Origin of the sequence: Streptomyces sp. NPDC051322, assembly GCF_040689485.1 — a bacterium.
Taxonomy (GTDB): Bacteria; Actinomycetota; Actinomycetes; order Streptomycetales; family Streptomycetaceae; genus Streptomyces.
The window spans coordinates 74889-97528 of record NZ_JBFBAK010000007.1 but is presented as its reverse complement, the minus strand read 5'-3'; the positions used below and the strand labels follow the sequence as shown (position 1 = coordinate 97528).

Here is a 22640-nt window from a genome sequence, read left to right as displayed (position 1 = left end):
GGTCACGCCGGGCGGAGCCGGAGCGTCAGGATCTGGAAGGGCCGCAGGCCGATGGTGAGCCCTTCATCTCCGATCGGGGCGTCCCGCAGCGGCCGCTCCAGCAGATCGGTGATCTGCGCCCGCGCGACCGGGAAGCCGAGCCGGAGCGTGGCATCCGCCCGGCCGCCGGCCGACTCGTAGAGCCGCACCACCACGTCCCCGCTGCGGTCCTCCGCGAGCTTCACCGACTCGACGGTGAGCGCGGGATGGTCGGTGGAGACCAGCGGCGTCAGCTCCGGCGCAGCGGCGGCCCGCAGCGGCAGGTTGAGCGCCAGACCTTCCCGGACCGCCTGCGTCACCCCGGCCCCCGGCAACAGGGCGTAGCTGAAGCGGTGGCTGCCGAGGTCGGTCTCCGGGTCGGGGCTGTGCGGAGCACGCAGCAGGGTGAGCCGTACGGTCGTGCCGAGTCCGTCCCGGTGCTCGGCACGGGTCACATCATGGCCGTACGTCGAGTCGTTGAGCACCGCGATCCCGTACCCCGGCTCGGCGACCCGCAGCCAGCGGTGCGCGCAGATCTCGAAACGGGCCGCGTCCCAGCTGGTGTTGGTGTGGGTGGGCCGGTGCACATGCCCGAACTGGATCTCCGCCGTGGAGCGTTCCGCATGCACATCGAGCGGGAACGCGGCCTTGAGGACCTTCTCCGACTCCTGCCAGTCGACCTCGGTGACGACATCGAGGCGCGGGCTCGCCGCACTGAGCAGCAGGTCCTGGGTGATACGGGACTTCCCGAAGGTCCGCACCACCCGCACCACCGCCCGGAGCGGCCCCTCCTCGACCAGCTCCACGGATTCGGCGTCGGTGAGATCGGTGTGCCGGCGCCGGTAGTGCTGGTCGATGTCCCAGGCGTCCCACTGGTTGGGGTGGTCGGGGTGCAACTGGAGGAGGTTGCCGCGGCTGCCGGGGGCGAGCACTTCGCGGCCGGCCGCCAGATCGCGTACCGAGGACAGCAGCCCGTCACCGTCGACCACCACCCGCAGCAGGCCGTTGTCCAGCACGATCCCGGCCGCCTCCCAGGTCACCGTGACCGGGGATCCGGTGACCGAGTCGGTGACCGGGGCGGAGGCGAGCGGCGGTACGTCCACGAAGCCCAGCGCGCCCCCCTCGATCCGCACCACCTCGCTGCGTCCGTACGGGGAGGCGTTGAGAACCATCGGACGGTCGCCGCCCCCGGCTGTCCGGGCCAGCGCGGCCACCGAGTCACCGATGATCGCCTCCAGCTCCTCCCGGACCCGGGCGTAGGTGTCCCGCGCCTCCCGGTGCACCCAGGCGATCGACGAGCCCGGCAGGATGTCATGGAACTGGTGCAGCAGCACCGTCTTCCAGATCCGGTCCAGCGTGTCGTACGGATAGGGCTGGTCCGGCAACCTCAGGGCCGCGGTGGTCGCCCACAACTCCGCTTCCCGCAGCAGGTGTTCACTGCGCCGGTTGCCCTGCTTGGTCTTCGCCTGGGTGGTGTACGTCGCGCGGTGCAGCTCCAGATAGAGCTCGCCGGACCAGACCGGGGCCTGCGGCCCGTACTCCTCCTCGGCGGCCGTGAAGAACGCCGAAGGCTTCTCGATCTCCACCCGGGGCGAACCCTCAAGGTCCCGGAGCCTGCGCGCCTTCTCCAGCATCTCCCGGGTCGGGCCGCCCCCGCCGTCTCCCCATCCGAACGGCACCAGGGAGCGGGTGGCGCGCCCCTTGTCGGCGAAATTCTGCTCCGCGTGGGCGAGTTCCCGTGCGTGGAACTGCGCGTTGTAGGTGTCGACCGGCGGGAAGTGCGTGAACACCCGGGTCCCGTCGATGCCCTCCCACCAAAAGGTGTGGTGCGGCATCTTGTTCGCCTGGTTCCAGGACAGCTTCTGGGTGAGGAACCATTTGATCCCCGCGAGCTTGGCCAGCTGGGGAAAGGCGGCCGTGTAGCCGAAGGAGTCGGGCAGCCAGATCTCCTCGGTCTGCACGCCGAGCTCCTCGGCGAAGAACCGGCGGCCGTGCACGATCTGCCGGGCCAGCGCCTCACCGCCCGGCATGTTGGCGTCGGACTCCACCCACATGGAGCCGACCGGCGCCCAGTTGCCGTCCGCCACCGCCTTCTTGATCCGTTCCCAGATGTGCGGCTGGTGCTCCTTCACCCAGGTGTACTGCTGCGCCTGGGAGCAGGCGAAGACCAGCTCCGGGTAATCGGCGGCGAGCGCGGTCACATTGGCGAAGGTGCGGGACGCCTTCCGTACGGTCTCGCGCAGCGGCCACAGCCAGGCCGAGTCGATATGAGCATGGCCGGCCGCGGAGATCCGGTGCGCGCTCGCGGACGCCGGCCGGGACAGCGTTCCGGCCAGCGCTGCCCGTGCGGCGGCCGCCGTGCCCGCCACGTCGTGCAGGTCCAGCGCGTCGAGCATGTCCTCCAGGGAACGCACGATCTCGTGGTGCCGGGTCCGGTCGGCGGGCAGCTCCCGCATCAGTTCGGAGAGCACCTCGATGTCGAGCACGAGATGCCAGACGGTCTCGTCCAGGACGGCCAGCTCCGCCGACGCGAAGGTGTAGAGGGGCCGGTCGCCTGCGGTCAGCACGTCGCCGAGCAGGGTCGGCTCGTAGTCGTGCAGCACCGCCGGATTGGCCGCCGCCTCCAGCAGCAGACTCACCTGTTCACCACCGGACGCCGGGGCCCCGACGGGTACATGGCGGTTGCGCGGATGGATGCCTTTGAGCGGTATGCCCCGGGCGTCGTACACCATTCCCTCGGCCTGGAACCCCGGTCCGTCCCCGGTGAAGCCGGGGTCGATGACGGCCTCCACCCGGCGGCCCGCCCAGGCGTCGGGAACAGCGCCCTCGAGACGGAACCAGCTGGTGGACCAGGGGCTGCCCCACGGGGTCCCCGTCGCGAAGGGCTCGTACGTCCCCTTCCGTGCTTCTGCCACGGGCACCGGTTCACCCGGCACATGCCACACGGAAAGCGTGAGCGGGACCCGGTCCGCGTACTGCGCCGGTCGGATGAACTGGCGCAGGGCCCGCTCCAGGCGGCCATCGACCAGCGCGCGGTCGTCGTGCATCGCGGCTCCTACAGGATCGGCTCGGCGAGACGTTCACCGCTTCACTTCCCCCGCGGAGCACTCCGTACCCACCTGTTCCGGACCGGCCGCCGTGCCGCAGCCGGTCCGGAAACCGCCTCAGCCGAACTGCTGCTCCAGATCCTTCAGCTTCCGTTCCAGGGAGTCCAGCCGCGGCAGCGCCTGAGTGTCGTCCTCGGCTGTCAGGTCGACGAAGGCCGGCTCAGGGCCGGTTACGGCCTGCAGGGAGGGCCTTGGGCGCAGTGGCAGTTGTCCCGGCTCGGGTATGGCGGGCTCCGCGGCTGCCTGTGACGCGGTCACCGCGGGCGCTGCCTCCACCTGTCGGCCGCTGCGGCCGAAGGACCGGTGCTGGCGGTTGATGGCCTTGAGATGCGCCCGTTCCAGCTTGTCGTGTTCCCGCCTGAGCAGCCGGTTCTGCTCCTTCTTCCGGCGGTCGTCCCGGACCTCGTCGACGGCCTCGTCCAGCGTCCGCACCCCTTCGAGCAGCATCAGCGACCAGGCGCCGAACGTCTCCCTGGGGGCCCGCAGCCACCGCACGATCCGGATCTGCGGCAGCGGGCGCGGCACCAGCCCCTGCTCGCGGAGCGCGGCCACCCGGGTCTGCTTCAGCGCACGGTCGAAGAGCACCGCGGCCGACAGCGACATGCCCGCGAAGAACTGCGGGGCGCCGGCGTGGTCGAGTCCCCGTGGCGCGTGAACCCAGTTGAACCAGGCGGCGGCCCCTGCGAAGGTCCACACCAGCAGACGGGAGCCGAGCGCCGCGTCACCGTGGCTGGCCTCCCGCACGGCGAGCACCGAGCAGAACATGGCTGCGCCGTCCAGGCCGAAGGGCACCAGGTACTCCCAGCCGCCCGACAGGTCGAGATTTTCCCGGCCGAAGCCGACCAGGCCATGGAAGGAGAGCGCGGCGGCAACCGCCGCACAGCAGAACAGCAGCAGATACGAGGCGGTGCCGTACACCGCTTCCTTGTGCCGTCTGCGTTCCTCGCTGCGTTCCCATGAGTCGTCGGTCGCGGCCTTGTCAGCGGCGCGCCTGCCGCGCGCGAGCACCGCCACCGCGACCAGGACCCCCGCGATCATCACGCCAGCGGGGAGTAGCCAGTCCAGAGATATGTCGGTCAGTCGCATGCGGCGTCCCTTGCATCGCGTCAGTGCCTTGCGGCCGTCATAGTGGCCCACAATCCCTGACCCACAAGGGGTTTCGGGGCAAGAGAACGCCAACGTGGTCGGAGGGGCACCGGATAGGTGCGATCGGTTCGAACTGTCTTGCGTACAGGGCGGTTCGAGTTCGAATTCAGTCAGTCGAACGAGGGGTGTCGGCGCTGAGTGCGGTGACTCGGTCGGCGTCACAGGTGCGCGGACAGGTGACACAGGTGTCCTGGGGGCGCAGCGTGTAGAAGAGGCAGCAGCTCGCCCGGTCGCGGGTCGGTAGTGGCCGGCCCTGTGGGCCGGCCAGCTCACGGAAGCCCGCGGTGCCGACAAAGGGAGCGGTGGCTCCCGGCAGCAGCTGCCCGAGCTCCGTCATCCCGCGCGACTCCTCGCCGAGCAGATGCGCGAGGTACCAGAGGCCCTCGACGACCTCGTCGGTCGCCATGCCCCACAGGGCACGCCTGCCCCGTCGCATCCGCGGGCCGAAACCCTCCAGCACCGGGCCCAGATGCTCGGCGACGGCCGTCCGCACCTCGGCGCGCAGCGCGTCCTCGTTCGGTACGGCCCGGGCCCCCGGCAGATCGGCCGCCGGATCGCCGGGCAGACAGGCGAACGCGTCGATCCGTACCGCCATCCGGCCCTGGTCGCGCAGGAAGGCGACCGAGCCGACGGGGACGCGGGGCACCCTGCGGTGCAGAAACCAGGGGACGGTGATCAGCAGACAGGCGGGCCAGGCATAGCGGTGGAAGCCGAAACTGGCGATGACGTCGGGACGGGCCCGGCGTCCGTAGTCCCGCAGCACCTGGGCGTCGTCCCAGCCGAGAAAGGCATCGAGCACCTCGCCACCTGCCGCAAGCCCCGCCGCCGGCAGCCAGCCGTCGGAGGCCGGGAGCTGCTCGGAGTCCGGCAATTCGGTCACGGACAGTCCGGGGAAGACCTCGGACAGCCGCTCGTAAGCGGCAGTGACAGGGCTGCGCAGCAGGGTGGGGACGGTCATGCAGGCACCACCGAATCACGATCGTTTGCAGGTAAGGCTTACCTTATCCGATCCGATTGATGTTTGAACTGGCGGCTCGTCCGCCTATCGTGCTGACAGGACCCAGAAGGAGGACACGGTGGAACAGGGCGCAGCACGCGATGCCGCACGGCCGGCCGCGTCCGTGCGTCCGGCCGACCCGGCGCAGACCCGGGTCCCCTCACCGGGCGGTCCTCCCGACCGGTTGCGGTGCGATCAGGCGCGCGATCAGGCGCGCGGCGAGCACACGCACAGCGAGCCGACCGCGCCGGCCCTGCCGGGACCCGCGCCCGCAGCCGGGGCGGTGCAGCGTCACTCGGTGCGCGGACAGGTCCTCGACGCGCTGCGCGGCGCGCTGGTCGGCGGTGACCTCGTCCCCGGCGAGGTCTACTCGGCGCCGGTGCTGGGCGAGCGCTTCGGTGTCTCCGCCACGCCGGTCCGCGAGGCGATGCAGCAACTCGCCCTGGAGGGCGCCGTCGAGGTGATGCCCAATCGTGGCTTCCGGGTCGCCGAGCGCAGTGCCCGCGAGCTCTCCGAGCTGGCCGAGGTCCGCGCACTGATCGAGGTCCCGGTCATGCTGCGGCTGGCCCGTGCCGTACCGGCCCGGCACTGGGCGGAACTGCGGCCGCTGGCCGACGCCTCGGTGGCGGCCGCAGCGATCGGCGACCGCGCGCGTTACGCCGAGTCCGACCGCGCCTTCCACAGCGCGGTGCTCTCCCTCTCCGGTAACCGGCGCCTGGTCGAGGTCGCCGACGACCTGCACCGCCGCGCGCAGTGGCCGTCGGCCGGCGCCCCCGCCACCCGCCGTGCCGACCTCCTGGCCGACGCCGCGGAACACACCGCCCTGCTCGACGCCCTGATCGCCCGCGATCTCCTGGTGGTCCAGTCCCTGGTCCACGAGCACTTCACCGGAGCGCCGGCCTGAGCCCCCGCGTGCGCCGGTCGGGCTAAACCGCCGCTGCCGGCGGCGCCAGCTGGGAGGCCAGCCAGGTCGGCACCCCGTCGAGCAGCCGGAAAAGCCGTGTCGCCTCGGCCCGCAGCCGGCTCGCCTCGGGCTCGGGCTCGGCCTCCGCGAGAGAGGCGAGGGCCGGTGCCGTGCCGACCAGGTAGCCGAGCTCCTCCCGAATCCGCAGCGACTCGGCGAAGCCGTGCCGTGCTTCCGCCAGCTCCCCCTCGCGCAGCGCGAGCGACGCCAGATGGCGCCAGGTGCAGGAGAGCAGCAGCGTCTGGCCGTGCGCCGTCGCCCCCGCATGGGCGCGGCGGAAAGCGGCTCGGGCCGACTGGGCCGAATGGGCGAGGTTCTGCGCGATCAGACCCCGGCGGAAGTCCAGCAGCGGCCTGCCCGGCGCTCCCGGAGCGAGCAGCGCCGCGGCCCTGCCCATCGCCGCCCGCGCCTCGTCGGCCCGGTCCCGGGCCCCCAGCAGCGTGGCGGCGTATGCGAGCTGGCCGCGCTCGCAGGCCGCGGCACCCCGTGCCTCGTCGTCGCGGGCCAACGCCTCCGCGGTACGCAGCGCGTCCTCCGCGTCCGTCCAGCCGCGTTCGGTGTAGAGACACCGCTCGATCAGCAGCGCGGCCCGGTGCAGCGCGTCCTCGGCGTCGTGCCGCGCATGTGGTTCGAGCACGGCGGCCGCGTCCACCCAGCAGCCGCGGGAGCGCAGCCGCCATACCGCGGTCTGGAGCGGAGGATCGTCATGAGCTGTCGTTCCGGAACCAGACATGGCGGTATAGGCCACATCACCCTCCCCTAGCGCGCCGGCGAGCCTGTTGAGTCTGCGCGCATCTCAGCATGGAATGGCACGCCGGGCCAAGGGGTCGGGTGAATGAATTCACAATCTTGGTGGTCGCGGGAGCCCAGCGGTTCCCCCGGCCCCCGGAGTCAGCTCATCCGCAGGGCCAGGAAGAAGTCGAGCTTGTCCTCGAGACGCGAAAGGTCACGACTCGTCAGCTGCTCGATCCTGCCCACCCGATAGCGCAGAGTGTTGACGTGCAGATGCAGTCGGGTGGCGCATCGGGTCCACGAGCCGTCGCAGTCCAGAAACGCCTCCAGAGTCGGGATGAGCTCGGCCCGGTGGCGCTGGTCGTAGTCGCGCAGCGGGTCGAGCAGCCTGGCGGTGAAAGCGCGGCGTACGTCATCGGGCACGAAAGGCAGCAGCAGCACATGCGAGGCCAGCTCGTGGTGGCCCGCCGCGCACACCCGGCCCGGCCGGGCCGCGGCGACCCGGCGGGCGTGCCTGGCCTCCTCCAGCGCGCCGCGCAGTCCGTCGGCCGAGTGCACCGAGGCCGAGAGCCCCAGAGTGAGCCGCCCGTCGTCGGCGAGGCCCGCCGAGAGCGGCTCGCGCACCGCGCCGAGCAGCGCGTCCGCGTACAGTCCCGCCTCGGTGTCGCCGGCTTCGGAGGGCAGCGCCGCGAGCGGTACCAGCGCGATCGCCTCCTCACCCGTACGGGCCACCGCGATCCGGTCGAGGGAGCCCGGGGCCGTCGTACCGTCCGGCAACGACTGCTCCACCAGGATCTCCTCCAGCAACGACTGGGCGACCGGCCCGGAGTCGATGGTCGCCCCGTCCCGCTCGTCCCATTCGACCCGGGCTACCACGACCTGCCAGCGCGGCGCCGAGCCGATACCGGGCAGCAGTACCGGCGCGGCGACCCGCAGCCGGGCCGCGATCTCGGGCGGCGCCGCGCCCGACTGGACCAGTTCGAGCACTTCCTGGGCGAGTCTGCGCCGTACCGTGCGGGCCGCGTCCCGGCGGTCGCGTTCCACCGCGATCAGCTGGGTCACACCCTGCAGCAGGTCCAGCCGCGCGGCCGGCCAGTCACCGGCGTCCGCCTCCACGGCGAGCAGCCAGTCGGAGAGCAGGGTCTGGCGCACATCCTGCGCCGTCGCGCCGGCGCCACGATCGCTACCCCGGTCGTGTCCCCGGACCGGGAACAGCGAGTAGGCGGTGCCCTTGACGGTGACCCGGTGCGGCCCCCGGCGTCCGGTGCGGGTGGCCGCGAGATGCTCGGCGGCCAGCAGCGCGCCCACGTCCGCCGGCAGCTGCGCGCCCGCGCCGGCGATCTGCCGTCCGGTGGGGGAGAGTACCCAGGCATGCAGATCGAGGTCGGTGGTGAGCAGGTCGAGTACCACATCGGGGCCGCCACCCGCCGGACCGGACGTCATCAGCCTGCGGTGCCGGTCGACGACCGCGGCGAGGTCCCCGGCCCGCTCGCCGGACACCTGGCGGACCACGTACTCGGTGATGGTGGCGAAGGCGACCGACTCGTTCACCGCGAAGAGCGGCAGCCGATGGCGTGCGCAGGCCACCGCCAGGTCCTCCGGCACATCCCCCAACTCTGCTTCGCCGGCCGCGAGTCCGGCGACCCCGGCGCTCACCAGGATCCGTACGAAGGGCTCCGAGTCCTCGGCGGTGCGATACCAGGCGAGCCCGGTCAGGACGAGCTCCCCGCCGGTGAGATACCGGCTGGGATCGCGCAGATCGGTGGTCATCACCCCGCGGACGGTGCGATCCAGTTCGTCCGCTCCGCCGAGCAGCCGCAGGCCCAGCGCGTCGTGGTCGAGCAGTGCGCGCAGCCGCATCTCGTCGCCGCCGATCTGTGTAGTCAGGTGTGTCTTGATGTTGCCGGTGGGAAGCGGAGAGGTAACCACAGCCGGTCTTTCGTTCGAACATACAAGACGACCATGGTCACCAGCCAACTCCTTCATGGTTTCGGTGACTGCACCCTGCCCGGCGCGGCTTGTGTACTTGTGCCATCAAGTATTCGCAGCATCGCCACCCATGCTGATGAACGCCATCGAGGGCCGGCCGTCTCCGGGCCCGGCGAAAACCCGAATGAGAAGAGAGCCACCTCATGGACTTCCTTCGCCCCGCCAGCTGGGAGGAGGCGCTCGCCGCCAAGGCCGAGCACCCGACGGCTGTGCCGATCGCCGGCGGCACCGACATCATGGTCGAGATCAACTTCGACCACCGACGCCCCGAGTACCTGCTGGACCTGAACCGTATCGGCGAGCTCCGTGCATGGCAGGTGGGCGAGAAGACCGTCGAGCTCGGCGCGTCCGTACCGTACGCCCACATCATGGAGCATCTGCGCAGCGAACTGCCCGGCCTCGCCCTCGCCTCGCACACCGTCGCCTCCCCGCAGATCCGCAACCGTGGCGGCGTCGGCGGAAACCTGGGCACCGCATCCCCGGCCGGTGACGCCCACCCGGCGCTGCTCGCCGCCGACTGCGAGGTCGAGGTCGAGTCGGTGCGCGGCTCCCGGCTGATCCCGATCGATGAGTTCTACACCGGCGTGAAGCGCAACGCGCTCGCCGAGGACGAGCTCATCAAGTCGGTGCACATCAAGAAGGCCGACGGGCCCCAGCAGTACTCGAAGGTCGGCACCCGCAACGCCATGGTCATCGCCGTATGTGCCTTCGGCCTCGCGCTCCACCCCGAGACCCGCACGGTCCGTACCGGCATCGGCTCCGCCGCCCCGACCCCGATCCGGGCGAAGGCGGCCGAGGATTTCCTGAACGCCGCGCTCGAGGAGGGCGGCTTCTGGGACAGCCGGAAGATCATCACCCCGTCGATCGCCAAGCAGTTCGCGGCACTCGCCTCCGGGGCCGCGAACCCGATCGACGACGTCCGGGGCACCGCGAGCTACCGCCGCCACGCCGTCGGCATCATGGCCCGCCGCACGCTCGGCTGGACCTGGGAGTCCTACCGCGGCAACGGCCGCGACACTGAGGGAGTCGCATCATGCGCGTGAACTTCACGGTCAATGGCCGTCAGCAGGAAGCCGACGACGTCTGGGAGGGCGAGAGCCTGCTCTACGTCCTGCGGGAACGGATGGGCCTGCCCGGTTCCAAGAACGCCTGCGAGCAGGGCGAGTGCGGTTCCTGCACGGTCCGCCTCGACGGCGTCCCGGTCTGCTCCTGTCTGGTCGCCGCCGGTCAGGTCGAGGGCCGCGAGGTCGTCACCGTCGAGGGCCTCGCGGACTACGCCAAGCACCGCGACGATGCCCACCCCGGAGCCGGCTGCGCCTCGGGTGCCTGCGGGACCACCCTGGACGCCGCCCAGCGCTGGCAGGCCCGGCCCACCGACGGCCGCGCCGGTGAAGCCGCTGAACTCTCCCCGGTTCAGCAGGCGTTCATCGACGCGGGCGCCGTGCAGTGCGGTTTCTGCACGCCGGGCCTGCTGGTGGCGGCCGACGAGCTGCTGGAGCAGAACGCCTCCCCGTCCGACGCGGACATCCGCGAGGCGCTCTCCGGCAACCTGTGCCGCTGCACCGGTTACGAGAAGATCCTTGACGCGGTCCGGCTCGCTGCCGCCCGCCAGGAAGAGACGGTCTGACCATGGGTAACCGGACACGGGTCAGCACCGCTCCGAGCGGTTCGCCCACCAGCATCAAGCAGGGCTCGCAGACCAAGGGCGGCATCGGCGAGTCCACGCTCCGCCCCGACGGCACCCTCAAGGTCACCGGTGAGTTCGCGTACTCGTCGGACATGTGGCACGAGGACATGCTGTGGGGCTTCACCCTCCGCTCCACCACCGCGCACGCCGAGATCAGGTCGATCGACACCTCCGAGGCGCTCGCCACCTCCGGTGTCTACGCCGTACTCACCTACGACGACCTGCCCACCGAGGTGAAGAACTACGGCCTGGAGATCCAGGACACGCCCGTACTCGCCCACGGCAAGGTCCGCCACCACGGCGAGCCGGTCGCCATCGTCGCCGCGGACCACCCGGAGACCGCACGCCGGGCCGCCGCCAAGATCCGGATCGACTACGCCGAACTCCCCGTCATCACCGACGAGGCGTCGGCCACCGCGCCGGGCGCGCTGCTCGTCCACGAGGGCCGCGACGACCACCACATCGGTCACGTCCCGCACCCCAACATCGTGCACCGCCAGCCGATCATCCGCGGCGACGCCGCGGCGGCCGCCGCGCGGGCCGACGTCATCGTCTCCGGCGACTACACCTTCGGCATGCAGGACCAGGCCTTCCTCGGTCCCGAGTCGGGCCTCGCGGTGCCGGCCGAGGACGGCGGCGTCGATCTCTACGTCGCCACCCAGTGGCTGCACTCCGACCTCCGCCAGATCGCACCGGTGCTCGGCCTGCCCGAGGACAAGGTCCGGATGACGCTCTCTGGCGTCGGCGGCGCCTTCGGCGGCCGCGAGGACCTGTCGATGCAGATCCACGCCTGCCTCCTCGCGCTGCGCACCGGAAAGCCCGTCAAGATCGTCTACAACCGGTTCGAGTCCTTCTTCGGCCACGTGCACCGCCATCCGGCGAAGCTGCACTACGAGCACGGCGCCACCAGGGACGGCAAGCTCACGCACATGAAGTGCCGCATCGTGCTGGACGGCGGGGCCTACGCCTCCGCCTCCCCGGCCGTCGTCGGCAACGCGGCATCCCTCTCAGCCGGCCCGTATGTCATCGAGAACGTCGACATCGAGGCGCTCGCGCTTTACACGAACAACCCGCCCTGCGGCGCCATGCGCGGTTTCGGCGCGGTCCAGGCGTGCTTCGCCTACGAGGCGCAGATGGACAAGCTCGCGGCCGCGCTCGACATGGACCCGGTGGAGTTCCGCCGGCTCAACGCCATGGAGCAGGGCACGCTGCTGCCCACCGGACAGAGCTGCGATTCCCCGGCACCCGTCGCCGAACTGCTCCGCCTGGTCAAGGCCCGGCCGCTGCCGCCCGAGCAGCAGTGGCTCTCGGCCGGCGAGCAGGCCGACGTACGGGCGCTGCCCGGCGGGCTCTCCAACACCACACACGGCGAAGGCGTGGTGCGCGGTGTCGGCTACGCGGTCGGCATCAAGAACGTCGGCTTCTCCGAGGGCTTCGACGACTACTCCACCGCCCGGGTGCGGATGGAGGTCATCAACGGCGAAGCCGTGGCGACCGTGCACACCGCGATGGCCGAGGTCGGCCAGGGCGGCGTCACCGTCCACGCGCAGATCGCCCGCACCGAACTCGGCGTGTCCCAGGTGACCATCCGCCCGGCCGACACCCAGGTCGGGTCGGCCGGATCGACGTCAGCGTCCCGCCAGACTTATGTCACCGGCGGAGCCGTCAAGAACGCCTGCGAGCACGTCCGCGAGAAGGTACTGGAGCTGGGCCGGGTCAAGTTCGGTACCTACCACCCCGCCTGGGCGACGGCGGAGCTGCTGCTGGAAGGCGGCAAGGTCGTCACCGACGGCGGCGAGGTACTCGCCGACATCGTCGACGTACTCGACGGCGAGTCGGTGGACCTGGAGCTCGAGTGGCGCCACCGGCCCACCGAACCCTTCGACCTGCGGACCGGTCAGGGCAACGGACACGTCCAGTACTCCTTCGCCGCGCACCGCGCGGTGGTCGAGGTGGACACCGAACTCGGACTGGTCAAGGTGATCGAACTCGCCGTGGCCCAGGACGTCGGCAAGGCGCTCAACCCGTTGTCCGTGCTCGGCCAGATCCAGGGTGGTACCACCCAGGGCCTGGGCGTCGCGGTCATGGAGGAGATCATCGTCGACCCGAAGACCGCGAAGGTGCGCAACCCGTCCTTCACGGACTACCTGATCCCCACCATCCTCGACACGCCGACCATCCCCGTCGATGTGCTCGAACTCGCCGACGAGCACGCGCCGTACGGTCTGCGGGGCATCGGTGAGGCCCCGACCCTCTCCTCCACCCCGGCCGTCCTCGCGGCGATCCGGAACGCGACCGGACTGGAACTGAACAGGACGCCGGTCCGCCCCGAACACCTCACCGGCACCTGACCCAGCCCTCCGGGCGGCGCGTGCTTCACGGGAACGTCACACCTCCCACGCGCCGCCCGGAGCCCCCATCGGTACCGCTCCGCTCGCGGTCCTTGCCCCCACACAGCACCACCCACGTCGTCTCGGGCCGTCCCCCGGGTCGTGCAGCCCAAGCACCATCCCAAATCCCGCGATCTCAGTCTCCATGCGGGTGCCCCTTTGAACCTTGGGAGTAGGCACCATGACCCAGCAGTCCCTTGACCCCAAGATCGTGTCGGAGGAGGCAGGCGCAGGAACGCGTCAGCCCGCCGGCAGATCTTGGCTCGACCGGTACTTCCACATAACCCAGCGCGGTTCGACCGTCGGGACGGAGGTGCGCGGCGGCATCACCACCTTCATGGCGATGGCGTACATCGTCCTCCTGAACCCGGTCATTCTGGGTGGCGCCGATGTGACCGGACATCACCTGGACGGCGGCCAGATCACCACCGCCACCGCGCTTGCCGCCGCAGTCACCACCCTCGTGATGGGCTTCATCGGCAATGTGCCGCTGGCCCTCGCGGCGGGACTCGGCGTCTCCGCCGTCATGGCCTATCAGGTCGCCCCGGAAATGACCTGGGGCAACGCGATGGCGATGTGCCTCATCTACGGCGCCATCATCGTGCTGCTGGTCGTCACCGGCCTCCGTGAACTGATCATGAACGCCATCCCGCTGGCGCTGAAGCACGCCATCACGATGGGAATCGGCCTCTTCGTCTGTCTCATCGGCCTGGTCCAGGCCGGCTTCGTCACGGGTATGAAGGGCCCCGGCGGTATCTCCGGCGCGAAGCCCCTCCAGCTCGGCACCGCCGACATGCTCACCGGCTGGCCGGTGCTCTGCTTCGGCGTCACCGTTCTGCTGATCTTCGTGCTGCAGGTCCGCAAGGTTCCCGGTGCGATCCTGATCGGCATCGTCGGGGGCACGATCTTCGCCGCGATCGTCCATCAGGTCGCGGGACTCAGCCAGAAGGACTGGGGCCTCAACGCCCCCGCGCTCAAGGGCTCCATCGTCAGTGCGCCCGACTTCGGCCTCTTCGGCAGCGTCTCCTTCAACGGCATCGGGAACGTCGGCGGCATCACCGTCGGTGTCATCGTCTTCACCCTGGTGCTCGCCGGCTTCTTCGACGCGATCGGCACGATCATCGGCGTCGGCCAGCAGGCCAACCTCGTCGACAAGGACGGCAAGATGCCGGGCCTCAACAAGGCCCTCACCATCGACGGCGCGGGCGGCATCATGGGCGGCCTCGCCGGCGCCTCCGGCCAGACAGTCTTCGTCGAGTCCACCGCGGGTGTCGGCGACGGTGCACGCACCGGCCTCGCCAGCGTCGTCACCGGTCTGGGCTTCGCGCTCTGCCTCGTGTTCACGCCGCTCGCCCAGCTCATCCCGACCCAGGTCGCGGCCGCCGCCCTCGTCGTCATCGGCTCGATGATGCTGACCAACGCCAAGCACATCGACTGGAACGACCAGGCCACCTCCATCCCGGTCTTCCTGACCACCGTGCTGATGCCGTTCGCCTACTCGATCACCGTGGGCATCGCCGCCGGCGTCATCTCGCACGTCGTGATCAAGCTGGCTCAGGGAAGGGTGCGCGAAATCGGCTGGCTGATGTGGGTGCTGGGCGCGGTGTTTCTCGCCTACTTCGCACTCCATCCCATCGAGAGCTGGTTGGGCGTCAACTAGCCTGGTTCGTACATGCGTGAGGAGACCGACATGCTGGACATCGCCGAAGATCTGAACCGGTGGGTCGAGCAGGGACGTACGTTCGCCGTCGCCACCGTGGTGGCGGTCGGCGGGAGTGCGCCCCGGCAACCGGGTGCGGCCCTCGCTGTCGACAGCGAGGGAACAGCGGTCGGGTCGGTCTCCGGCGGGTGTGTGGAAGGGGCCGTGTACGAGTTGTGCCGCGAGGCGATGGAATCGGGTTCCACGATCGTCGAGCGCTTCGGGTACAGCGACGACGACGCCTTCGCCGTGGGCCTGACCTGCGGTGGAGTCATCGACATCATGATCACACCGGTCCAGGCGCAGGCGCCGTCGCGCGAGGTGTACGCGGCCGCGCTGGCCACCGCGGCGGTCGGCGGAACGGCCGCCCTGGCCCGCATCACGGACGGCCCGGCCGAGCTGCTGGGCCGCGCCCTGCTGGTTCGTACGGACGGCGCCGGCGAGGGGACCCTGGGCGGTCACCCGGAGCTGGACCGCACGGCAGCGGCCGAGGCCCGGGCCATGCTCGACGCCGGCCGTACCGGCACGGTCACCATCGGCGAGGACGGCTCCCGCTGCGGCCGGCCGCTCACCGTGCTCGTCGAGTCGAGCGTGCCGCCGCCCCGGATGGTCATCTTCGGAGCGATCGATTTCGCCTCCGCGCTGGCCCGGGTCGGCAAACTCATCGGTTACCACGTCACGGTCTGCGACGCCCGGCCGGTCTTCGCGACCGCCGACCGCTTTCCGGACGCCGACGAGATCGTGATCGACTGGCCGCACCGCTATCTGGCGTCGGCCGCCGTCGACAGCCGGACGGTGTTGTGCGTGCTCACCCACGACGCCAAATTCGACATCCCGCTCCTCGAACTGGCGCTCACGCTGCCCGTCGCCTACGTCGGGGCGATGGGATCACGCCGCACCCACCTCGAGCGCAACGCGCGGTTGCGCGAGGCCGGCGTCACCGAGCTGGAACTGGCCAGGCTGCGCTCGCCCATCGGCCTGGACCTCGGGGCACGTACGCCGGAGGAGACCGCGCTGTCCATCGGCGCCGAGATCGTCGCCAACCGGCGGGGCGGCACCGGGGCATCGCTCACCGGGGCACACACGCCGATCCACCACGACCCGACGGATCCGGCCGGACGGATAGGGTTTGTCGCCTGACACGGAACCCGCCGAAGGCGCCGTCGGCGCGGCCGCCGATCCCGCGCCGATCAACGGGAACGCCGACGCAAGGAATCACGTCTTCGGGGCCGACCGGCAACAACCCCGAGAGGCAGTGGTGCACCATGGCCGTCGGCGCATCGAGCGTCACCGTTCCCAGGCGGTCGGGTGACGACGCCCCGACCGCGGGGCGGACCGGCCTTCGCCGGCCGACCCGGGCGTTGATGGCATCCTGGCCCGCCGTGCTGTCCCTGCTGCCCCTCGGGCTGCTCGCGATGGCGATGGTGCTGGGGCGGTTCGTGCGCCCCAGCGCGGACGAGTGGTGCTTCCTGCCGTATGTGCGTGACCACGGCATCTCCGGGCTGACCGGCAAGTTCTACTTCCACGACAACGGGCGCATCGCGAACGGCTGGCTGGTCGGGCTGTACGCCGAACCCGGGGTCCCCGGGCACCAGTGGTTCGGGCCGGTCAGCGGGGTGCTGATGCTGGGCCTGCTGTGGGCGGTGGTCGCGCTCGGGCTGCGCCGGGTCGGGGTGAGCGTGGCGAGCGGAGTCCCGTTGCTGGTGGCGTCCATGACAGCGGCGGTCTTTCTGTTCGCCTCCGCCAATACGTACAAGACCTTCTACTGGCCGGCCGCCTCCGTCTCGCACACACTCGCGCCGGTGCTGGCCTGCGCGGCGGTCATTCCGCCGCTGCTCGTACGGGGCCGCCGTGGCCGGATCGCCGTACTGGCCGCCGCGGTGATCGCCGGCGCGTTCCTGGGGACGCTTTCCGAGGAGACGTCGGTCGTGATGCTGGTCGTGCTGTCGGCCGCGGTGCTCCTCGCCGGGCGGCTCTTCACCCAGCGGGCGCGGGGGTACGTGCGCCGCTGGTCACTGGCCACCATGGCCGGGGTGGCCATCGGTGTACTGCTGCTGGTGACGTCCCCGGGCTCACGCCAGCGCCGGGAGAAGTACGGCGCCGGCGCCTCGATGCTCGCCCCGCACTCCCTGGCCGCCTCGCTCGCCCAGTTCGCGCACATCCTCGCGACGATCCTCTCCACCTGGCAGTACCTCGGGGCCGTGGCCGCCGGTCTGGTGCTCGGTCTGTCGGCGAAGGGCCGGCCGGGCAGGGTGCTGCTGCCGTGCACGCCGTGGCTGTCGGCCGCCGGCGGGCTGCTCGCCTTCCTGCTCTGCGGCTACCTCTGCACGGTGATCACCTACCCCGTTTTCGGACGCCATGTGGTGACCACCGAGCGGACCTGGAACGACTACCTGCTGCTCTACGTGCTGGTGCTCGCCGGGATCGGAGCGCTGCTCGGTCGTGCGGTGCGCACCCGGGTGAGGAGGCCGGCGTCCCTGCTCACGGCGGGAGCGGCCGGAGCAGCGGCGCTCGTCTGCGCGGGGGTCTGCCTGTCGCTCGCGGTACCGCTGCACGGTCTCGGCCGGCAGATGCAGGTGCGTGCCCAGCAGTGGGACCGCCAGGACCGGTGGCTACGGGAGCAATCGGCGGCCGGCGCCCAGGTGCTCCCGTACAAGCCGCTGCATGTCGGCAGAATGCTGGAACCGTTCGGCGGCAAGCCCGGCGGCTGGCCCGCGGTGTGTGTCGCCGACTATTACCACGTACGGCAGGTCACCAAGGCGAAGCGGCTGCACTGACGTCAGGGGCCTCCGGGCCGGGGGCGACCGGGCCGGCGGTGACCGCGCCGGCTGCGATGGCCCAGCGGGCGAGCAGGAAGGACAGCGGGGTGACCAGGACGCCGGCCGCGATCGCGGCGATGTCCTCGTTCATGCCGAGCAGGCTCACCGCAAGATAGAGCAGGACCCCGCTGCCCACGACGTTCACCGCACCGGAGAGCGGGTAACGCAGGAACGCGCGCCAGGTGGGGCGGGTGCGGCAGGTGATGTACGAGTTGAGCAGGAACGAACCGGTGATGCTCACCGTCCAGCCGAGCGCATGGGCCGCCAGATAGGGCAGCCAGTGGTTCAGCGTCGCGTAGACCGCGTAGTACACCGCGGTGTTCGCGACGCCGATCGCCGCGAAGCTCACGAACTGGCCGAGCGTGCGGGACCTCGGGTTACGCGTCGCTGCCGCGCTCATGACGTCGTCCTTGCCCGGCCGCCCGAAGTCCCGAGCCCGGAGCGGGCCGCCACCCGGGGCCCGGAGGTCTCCGTCTCCCGCACCACATAGTGCGGGCGGCGCTTGGCCTCGTGGTAGATCCGTCCCACGTACTCGCCGACGACGCCGAGGGTGGCGAGCTGGATTCCGCCGAGTGCGACGATCACCGTGAGCAGCGTCGTATAGCCCGGTGTGTCGATGCCGACGAACACATCGCTCCCGATGATCCAGAGCGCGTAGGCGAGCGCCGACAGGAAGAGGCAGAGACCCGTGTGGATCGCCAGGCGCAGCGGACGGGTGTTGAAGGACAGCAGCCCGTCGATACCGTAGTTCAGCAGTCGGCGGCCGCCCCACTTGGACTCCCCGGCCGCCCGTTCGACGTTCTGGTAGGTGAAGCTGACGGAGTCGAAGCCGATCCAGGAGAAAATCCCCTTGGAGAACCTGTTGCTCTCCGGCAGCGACAGCACACAGTCCACCGCGCGGCGGGACAGCAGTCTGAAATCTCCCTCGCCGTCGACCAGCTGGACATCCATGCAGCGTCGGACCAGGCGGTAGTAGGCACGGCTCAACGCGGACCGTACGGCCCCCTCGCCGGTCCGGTCGCGCTGCGCGACGACCTGGTCGTAGCCGTGCCGGTGCATCTCCAGCATGCGCGGGACGAGTCCGGGCGGATGTTGCAGATCGGCATCCATGAGGACGACGGCATCACCGCCGGCCATCCGCAGGCCCGCGAGCATGGCGGGCTCCTTGCCGAAGTTGCGGCTGAAGGAAGTGAACCGTACGCGTGGGTCGTTCGCCGCGAGGTGCCGCAGTCGTTGCAGCGTACGGTCGCTGCTGCCGTCGTCGACGTAGCAGATCTCGAAGGTCTCCCGGGTGGGCTCGAGCGCCGCGACGAGCGCGGTGTGAAAGGTGTCGATCACCTCGGCCTCGTTGAAACACGGTACGACAACCGAAAGGTGGACCATCGTCATTCACTCCGTGTCTGTCATGCGAACGGCGTTGCACCGGTGGGAGCGCCGGGCAACGGAGAAGCGCCACACATGAAGAACGACAGGAGAGAGGCCGGGGTTGCCTCCTGTCACCAGAAAGGCGGTTGCGGAAGGGTGCTCACGCCGACTTGGCGCTCTCGGCAGGGAGGTGCCAGGCCGGTGCGCTGCCCCAGAACTGCGCAGGGTCCGCCTGCTCGAGCGCCTCGACGGCCAGCTTCCGTACCTCGGCGAGCACATCACCGTGTTCCTGGACCAGCTGGTCGTATATGGGTGAGCCGGGGTTGGGGAGGGATTCCACTGCGTACGTTCCTTCGGTCGCGGTCGGTCCGGTCCTGCGGCGAATGCCCAGGAACGAGCAGCCTATGTGCCCTCGGCCGGGTCGCCACCGGATCTCCACGGAAGTTCCGGACCACCCCCATGACCTGCACGGAGTCAGCTCAGCAGGCTGCCGAGACGTCCCTCCAGAAGGACGAGCAGTTCACCGAGCGAGGTGGACAGCTCCTGCTGGCTCCGGGGATCGATGCCGTCCAGCAGGGCGGCCTCGTACCCCAGCTGCTGGGGAAGCAGCCGGTCGAGGAGCGTCCGGCCCTGCTCGGTGAGGGACAGATGCGTGACCCGGCGGTCCCGGTCGTCGGTCCGGCGGTGCACCAGACCGCGTTCCTCCAGCTGCCGTACCCGCTTGGTCACCGCCGCGCCGGAGGCGAAGGTCTCCCGGGCGATCCGGCCGGGCGTCAGCTCGCGATCGACCCGGCGCAGGGTGCCCAGCACGTCGAACTCCGGCCGGGAGAGCCCGGCGCGCCGCAGCGGTGCGTCGGCGGCCTGCTGCAGTAGTGCGGAACAGCGGTTGAGCCGTCCGATCACCGCCATCGGACCCGTGTCGAGACCGGGGAGCACCTCCTCCCACTGCCGGATCACCGCCGCGACGATGTCCTCGGTCATCTGCACCCGCCTCGCTCTCGTCGGACACCAGCTTCTGACAGGCGGCAGCTCAGGCGGCCGGCGCCACCGGGACGGTATCGCGGACCAGCAGGGAGAGGGTGTGGTGCCCCTGGGACTCGGCGACCGCGACCCGCTCCGCGGGCAGCGCCCGCTGCCACCACTCGCCCGACGCCACATCGACGGCCTCCCGCAGCTCCACCAGGGAACGGGCCAGCCGGTCGCGGGCCCACCCCGTCGTGTGGTCGGGAACGGCCCGCGCGGCGAGCACCCGCCGGGCCGTCGCCTCGGCGGCCGTGAGGTGTTCCAGGGCCGCGTCGATACGGTCGGTGGCGCGGCGGTTGGTGACCAGCAGACAGCAGGCCAGACCGATGACCGCGCCGCTCAGCGTGTCCAGCCCACGGTCGGCGATCAGGGTACGGGCGGGCAGTGTGTTGCCGAACTGGGTCAGCAGCAGCGCCATCGGCGTGACACACACCGAACCCAGCCAGTAGTTACGGGTCATGAATGCTTCGGCACCGATCTGGAAGGCCAGGGCCAGCAGGACCATCGCCGGCCGGCCGGTGTGGATCAGCGGCAGCAGGGCGAAGAAGAGGGCGAGGCCGAGCACATTGCCGATGAAGCGCTGCACGGCCCGCTGCCAGGAGAGCGTGGTGTTGGCCTGGAAGATCGAGGCCGCGGTGACCACCGCCCAGTACGGATGCCCCACTCCCGCCGCCAGGGAGGCCCAGCCCGCCAGTGAGCACCCGACCGCGACGCGTGCCCCGATCGGCAGCAGCGGCGACCCCGGGCGGAGCCGCGCCAGCACCGCGCGTACGCCCTGGGCCCGGTCCGGCGCGGGGAGCCGCAGCTGCCGGGTGAGTTCGCGGTACTCGGCCGGAGTCAGCCCGATCGACGGCAATGGACCGCCGCGCCGCAGCTCGCTCGCCAGGTCCGCGCACCGCTGCGCCTCCCCGGCCAGGTCGGGCGCCGGGTGTGCGGCGGGTGCGGCGAGCGCCGACTCGGCGTGGACCAGCAGGCGTTCGAGCCGGGCCCGGTTCTCGTCGTGCGCCGGAACCAGGAAGAGGGTGTGCCAGGCCGCGCCGACCGCCGCGGCGGTGGACTGCCGGCCCGCCAGCGAGCCGGTCCGTTCGCTGCGCCAGAGCCCGGCCGCCGCCTCCAGCGCTCGCGCGACCGCGATCCGCTCCGGACCGTGTGGCCTGACCAGCGCGGGCGCCATCCCGACCAGCCAGGCGACCGCGCCACCCGCCAGCGCGAGGGCCAGGTGCGCGGGGATCCGGGCGGGCTGCTGCGGGACGAAGAAGGCGGACGCCGCGATGAAGGTGATGATCAGACTGCCCGGCGGTCCGATCCGGGTCGCATCGCAGCCGATCCGGTGGACGGCGGCGAGCAGCGAGGCCAGCAGGACCAGCAGCACCGCCGAGCTGACCAGCGAAGCGGCGAGCAAGCCGGCCCCCAGGCTCGCGACCATGGCCAGTACCACCCAGGCCAGGGTGCGGGCTCGCGCGGCATAGGGCAGGCCATGTCCGTAGAGCGCGCACATCGCGCCGGCCGATGTGTAGAGCACGAGGTCCATCCGGCCCAGCGCGAGCAGGGTCACGTCGGGCACCGCCAGCGCGGCCGCGGCGCTCAGCGCCGGCTTGTGCCAGATGTCGGCGGGGCGGCGCAGTTGGACGGTGCTTCGCATGGGCAGCGGTCGAATCCATGTGGGGCGGAGCTTCCCGCCCGCTCGGCTGCTTCTGGCATGTTGGGGCACGAGTAAAGCTTAGCAGGTGTTTTACTCGTGAAATAACTCGCTTGCCCGTATCCGGATCACAGGCCGAGGCGCTGTGGCAAACTCCCGGAGAGGACTGGCGGGTCCTCCCTTTGCCTACGTTGGGAGCCCCTCATGGCCGCAGGTCTGCCCCAGTCCAGGATCGACACCGGCAAGCCGCATCCTGCCCGGGTCTACGACTACCTCCTGGGTGGCAAGGACAACTACCTCGTCGATCAGAAGGTCGGGGAACAACTGCCGGAGGCGGCCAAGGTCAGCTGCCGGCTCAACCGGGACTTCATGCGCCGTGCCTGTGCGTGGGCGGCCGGTATCGGTATCGACCAGTACCTGGACATAGGAACGGGCATCCCCACCGCCCCGAACCTCCACCAGATCGTGCAGGAGATCAACCCGAAGGCCCGGATCGTCTACGCGGACAACGACCCGATCGTGCTCTCGCACGCCGCGGCCCTGCTGGTCAGCAAGGCCGAGGGAGCGACCGACTACATCGAGGCCGATGTGCGGGAGCCCGAGGTGATCCTGGACCGTGCCCGCGGGTTCCTGGACTTCAGCAGGCCCGTCGCGCTGTCCCTCATCGCCCTCCTGCACTTCCTCCCCGATAACCAGGACCCGTACGGCGTCACCCGCACGCTGGTCGACGCCCTGCCCTCGGGCAGTTTGCTGCTCCTCTCGCACGGCACCGCGGATTTCCTGCCTGCCGAACTCTCGCACAAGATCACCGGTACGTACCGGGCCGGTGGGATGAGCCTCTGCGCACGCACCCGCGCCGAGGTCGAGCGGTTCTTCGACGGGCTGGAGATGGTGGCTCCCGGACTGGTGTCCGGCCCCGAGTGGTACAAGGACACCGCCGCGCCGGTGTACGAGCCGAACGGCGTGTACGCCGGAGTCGGCCGCGTCCGGTAGTACCGCTTCCTCTCGGTGGAGGGACATCTCCGGCACAGCGCCGGCCGCCGGGGAATGCCCGGCGGCCGGCGC

At 70.8% G+C, this 22640-nt stretch carries 18 protein-coding genes; 8 read left to right on the top strand and 10 right to left on the bottom strand.

The window, feature by feature from the left end; translation table 11 throughout:
• Window positions 1-2: 2 nt before the first annotated feature.
• From AB0436_RS17870 to AB0436_RS17860, 3 genes are all read right to left on the bottom strand, one after another.
• Window positions 3-3065: a glycoside hydrolase family 38 C-terminal domain-containing protein gene (locus AB0436_RS17870; protein WP_366468832.1), complete on the bottom strand. Its 3063-nt coding sequence runs from the start codon at window positions 3063-3065 to the stop codon at window positions 3-5.
• Between the two features lie 117 nt (window positions 3066-3182).
• Window positions 3183-4211 carry a DUF2637 domain-containing protein gene (locus tag AB0436_RS17865; protein WP_366468831.1) on the bottom strand — a complete coding sequence of 343 codons (1029 nt, stop codon included), beginning with the start codon at window positions 4209-4211 and terminating at the stop codon, window positions 3183-3185.
• A gap of 166 nt (window positions 4212-4377) precedes the next feature.
• On the bottom strand, window positions 4378-5229 hold the full coding sequence (locus AB0436_RS17860) for a (2Fe-2S)-binding protein (RefSeq protein WP_366468830.1): 852 nt from the start codon (window positions 5227-5229) through the stop codon (window positions 4378-4380).
• A 118-nt stretch (window positions 5230-5347) separates the two neighbouring features.
• Here AB0436_RS17860 and AB0436_RS17855 point away from each other — a divergent pair, with 118 nt between their 5' ends.
• Window positions 5348-6172, top strand: coding sequence for a GntR family transcriptional regulator (locus AB0436_RS17855; protein ID WP_366468829.1), 825 nt, complete (start codon window positions 5348-5350; stop codon window positions 6170-6172).
• 22 nt (window positions 6173-6194) lie between these two features.
• Here the strand turns inward: AB0436_RS17855 and AB0436_RS17850 are convergent, their stop codons facing one another.
• Entirely contained in the window at window positions 6195-6965 is a 771-nt protein-coding gene (locus AB0436_RS17850) for a hypothetical protein (RefSeq protein WP_366468828.1), read from the bottom strand.
• Between the two features lie 158 nt (window positions 6966-7123).
• Window positions 7124-8824 (bottom strand): PucR family transcriptional regulator ligand-binding domain-containing protein, encoded by a 1701-nt coding sequence (locus AB0436_RS17845; protein ID WP_366469110.1) that lies wholly within the window; start codon window positions 8822-8824, stop codon window positions 7124-7126.
• Window positions 8825-9096: 272 nt separating this feature from the next.
• Here AB0436_RS17845 and AB0436_RS17840 point away from each other — a divergent pair, with 272 nt between their 5' ends.
• From AB0436_RS17840 to AB0436_RS17815, 6 genes are all read left to right on the top strand, one after another.
• Window positions 9097-9996, top strand: coding sequence for an FAD binding domain-containing protein (locus tag AB0436_RS17840; RefSeq protein ID WP_366468827.1), 900 nt, complete (start codon window positions 9097-9099; stop codon window positions 9994-9996).
• Entirely contained in the window at window positions 9987-10580 is a 594-nt protein-coding gene (locus tag AB0436_RS17835) for a (2Fe-2S)-binding protein (RefSeq protein WP_366468825.1), read from the top strand. Before AB0436_RS17840 ends, AB0436_RS17835 begins: the two co-directional genes overlap by 10 nt.
• A 2-nt stretch (window positions 10581-10582) precedes the next feature.
• Complete coding sequence (locus AB0436_RS17830; RefSeq protein WP_366468824.1) at window positions 10583-12991, top strand: molybdopterin cofactor-binding domain-containing protein; 2409 nt, start codon at window positions 10583-10585, stop codon at window positions 12989-12991.
• Between the two features lie 220 nt (window positions 12992-13211).
• Window positions 13212-14690 carry an NCS2 family permease gene (locus AB0436_RS17825; protein ID WP_366468823.1) on the top strand — a complete coding sequence of 493 codons (1479 nt, stop codon included), beginning with the start codon at window positions 13212-13214 and terminating at the stop codon, window positions 14688-14690.
• 30 nt (window positions 14691-14720) lie between these two features.
• Complete coding sequence (locus tag AB0436_RS17820) at window positions 14721-15869, top strand: XdhC/CoxI family protein (protein ID WP_366469108.1); 1149 nt, start codon at window positions 14721-14723, stop codon at window positions 15867-15869.
• Window positions 15870-16093: 224 nt separating this feature from the next.
• Window positions 16094-17506: a DUF6056 family protein gene (locus tag AB0436_RS17815; RefSeq protein WP_366468822.1), complete on the top strand. Its 1413-nt coding sequence runs from the start codon at window positions 16094-16096 to the stop codon at window positions 17504-17506.
• On the opposite strand, the gene AB0436_RS17810 is transcribed toward AB0436_RS17815, so the two are convergent.
• The 5 genes from AB0436_RS17810 to AB0436_RS17790 form a co-directional block, all read right to left on the bottom strand.
• Window positions 17481-17948, bottom strand: coding sequence for a GtrA family protein (locus AB0436_RS17810; RefSeq protein ID WP_366468821.1), 468 nt, complete (start codon window positions 17946-17948; stop codon window positions 17481-17483). The genes AB0436_RS17815 and AB0436_RS17810 overlap by 26 nt on opposite strands.
• The gene (locus AB0436_RS17805) at window positions 17945-18931 is read right to left on the bottom strand and encodes a glycosyltransferase family 2 protein (RefSeq protein WP_366469107.1); all 987 of its coding nucleotides are present in this window, start codon (window positions 18929-18931) and stop codon (window positions 17945-17947) included. The genes AB0436_RS17810 and AB0436_RS17805 overlap by 4 nt, the downstream gene beginning before the upstream one ends.
• 142 nt (window positions 18932-19073) lie before the next feature.
• A complete protein-coding gene (locus AB0436_RS17800) occupies window positions 19074-19253 on the bottom strand; it encodes a hypothetical protein (protein WP_366468820.1) in 180 nt (59 codons plus the stop codon).
• A gap of 134 nt (window positions 19254-19387) precedes the next feature.
• Entirely contained in the window at window positions 19388-19894 is a 507-nt protein-coding gene (locus AB0436_RS17795) for a MarR family transcriptional regulator (RefSeq protein WP_366468819.1), read from the bottom strand.
• 49 nt (window positions 19895-19943) lie between these two features.
• Window positions 19944-21578: an FUSC family protein gene (locus AB0436_RS17790; RefSeq protein WP_366468818.1), complete on the bottom strand. Its 1635-nt coding sequence runs from the start codon at window positions 21576-21578 to the stop codon at window positions 19944-19946.
• Between the two features lie 201 nt (window positions 21579-21779).
• On the opposite strand from AB0436_RS17790, the gene AB0436_RS17785 reads away from it, so the two are divergent.
• On the top strand, window positions 21780-22568 hold the full coding sequence (locus AB0436_RS17785; RefSeq protein WP_366468817.1) for an SAM-dependent methyltransferase: 789 nt from the start codon (window positions 21780-21782) through the stop codon (window positions 22566-22568).
• The last annotated feature ends 72 nt before the right edge of the window (window positions 22569-22640 follow it).

What these genes read in the sequence shown, in the direction of transcription:
- AB0436_RS17870 (WP_366468832.1), bottom strand. Translation starts at nt 3,065, where the DNA reads ATGCACGACGACCGCGCGCTGGTCGATGGCCGCCTGGAGCGGGCCCTG.
- AB0436_RS17865 (WP_366468831.1), bottom strand. Translation starts at nt 4,211, where the DNA reads ATGCGACTGACCGACATATCTCTGGACTGGCTACTCCCCGCTGGCGTG.
- AB0436_RS17860 (WP_366468830.1), bottom strand. Translation starts at nt 5,229, where the DNA reads ATGACCGTCCCCACCCTGCTGCGCAGCCCTGTCACTGCCGCTTACGAG.
- AB0436_RS17850 (WP_366468828.1), bottom strand. Translation starts at nt 6,965, where the DNA reads ATGTCTGGTTCCGGAACGACAGCTCATGACGATCCTCCGCTCCAGACC.
- AB0436_RS17845 (WP_366469110.1), bottom strand. Translation starts at nt 8,824, where the DNA reads ATGCGGCTGCGCGCACTGCTCGACCACGACGCGCTGGGCCTGCGGCTG.
- AB0436_RS17840 (WP_366468827.1), top strand. Translation starts at nt 9,097, where the DNA reads ATGGACTTCCTTCGCCCCGCCAGCTGGGAGGAGGCGCTCGCCGCCAAG.
- AB0436_RS17835 (WP_366468825.1), top strand. Translation starts at nt 9,987, where the DNA reads ATGCGCGTGAACTTCACGGTCAATGGCCGTCAGCAGGAAGCCGACGAC.
- AB0436_RS17830 (WP_366468824.1), top strand. Translation starts at nt 10,583, where the DNA reads ATGGGTAACCGGACACGGGTCAGCACCGCTCCGAGCGGTTCGCCCACC.
- AB0436_RS17825 (WP_366468823.1), top strand. Translation starts at nt 13,212, where the DNA reads ATGACCCAGCAGTCCCTTGACCCCAAGATCGTGTCGGAGGAGGCAGGC.
- AB0436_RS17820 (WP_366469108.1), top strand. Translation starts at nt 14,721, where the DNA reads ATGCTGGACATCGCCGAAGATCTGAACCGGTGGGTCGAGCAGGGACGT.
- AB0436_RS17815 (WP_366468822.1), top strand. Translation starts at nt 16,094, where the DNA reads ATGGCATCCTGGCCCGCCGTGCTGTCCCTGCTGCCCCTCGGGCTGCTC.
- AB0436_RS17810 (WP_366468821.1), bottom strand. Translation starts at nt 17,948, where the DNA reads ATGAGCGCGGCAGCGACGCGTAACCCGAGGTCCCGCACGCTCGGCCAG.
- AB0436_RS17805 (WP_366469107.1), bottom strand. Translation starts at nt 18,931, where the DNA reads ATGGTCCACCTTTCGGTTGTCGTACCGTGTTTCAACGAGGCCGAGGTG.
- AB0436_RS17795 (WP_366468819.1), bottom strand. Translation starts at nt 19,894, where the DNA reads ATGACCGAGGACATCGTCGCGGCGGTGATCCGGCAGTGGGAGGAGGTG.
- AB0436_RS17790 (WP_366468818.1), bottom strand. Translation starts at nt 21,578, where the DNA reads ATGCGAAGCACCGTCCAACTGCGCCGCCCCGCCGACATCTGGCACAAG.
- AB0436_RS17785 (WP_366468817.1), top strand. Translation starts at nt 21,780, where the DNA reads ATGGCCGCAGGTCTGCCCCAGTCCAGGATCGACACCGGCAAGCCGCAT.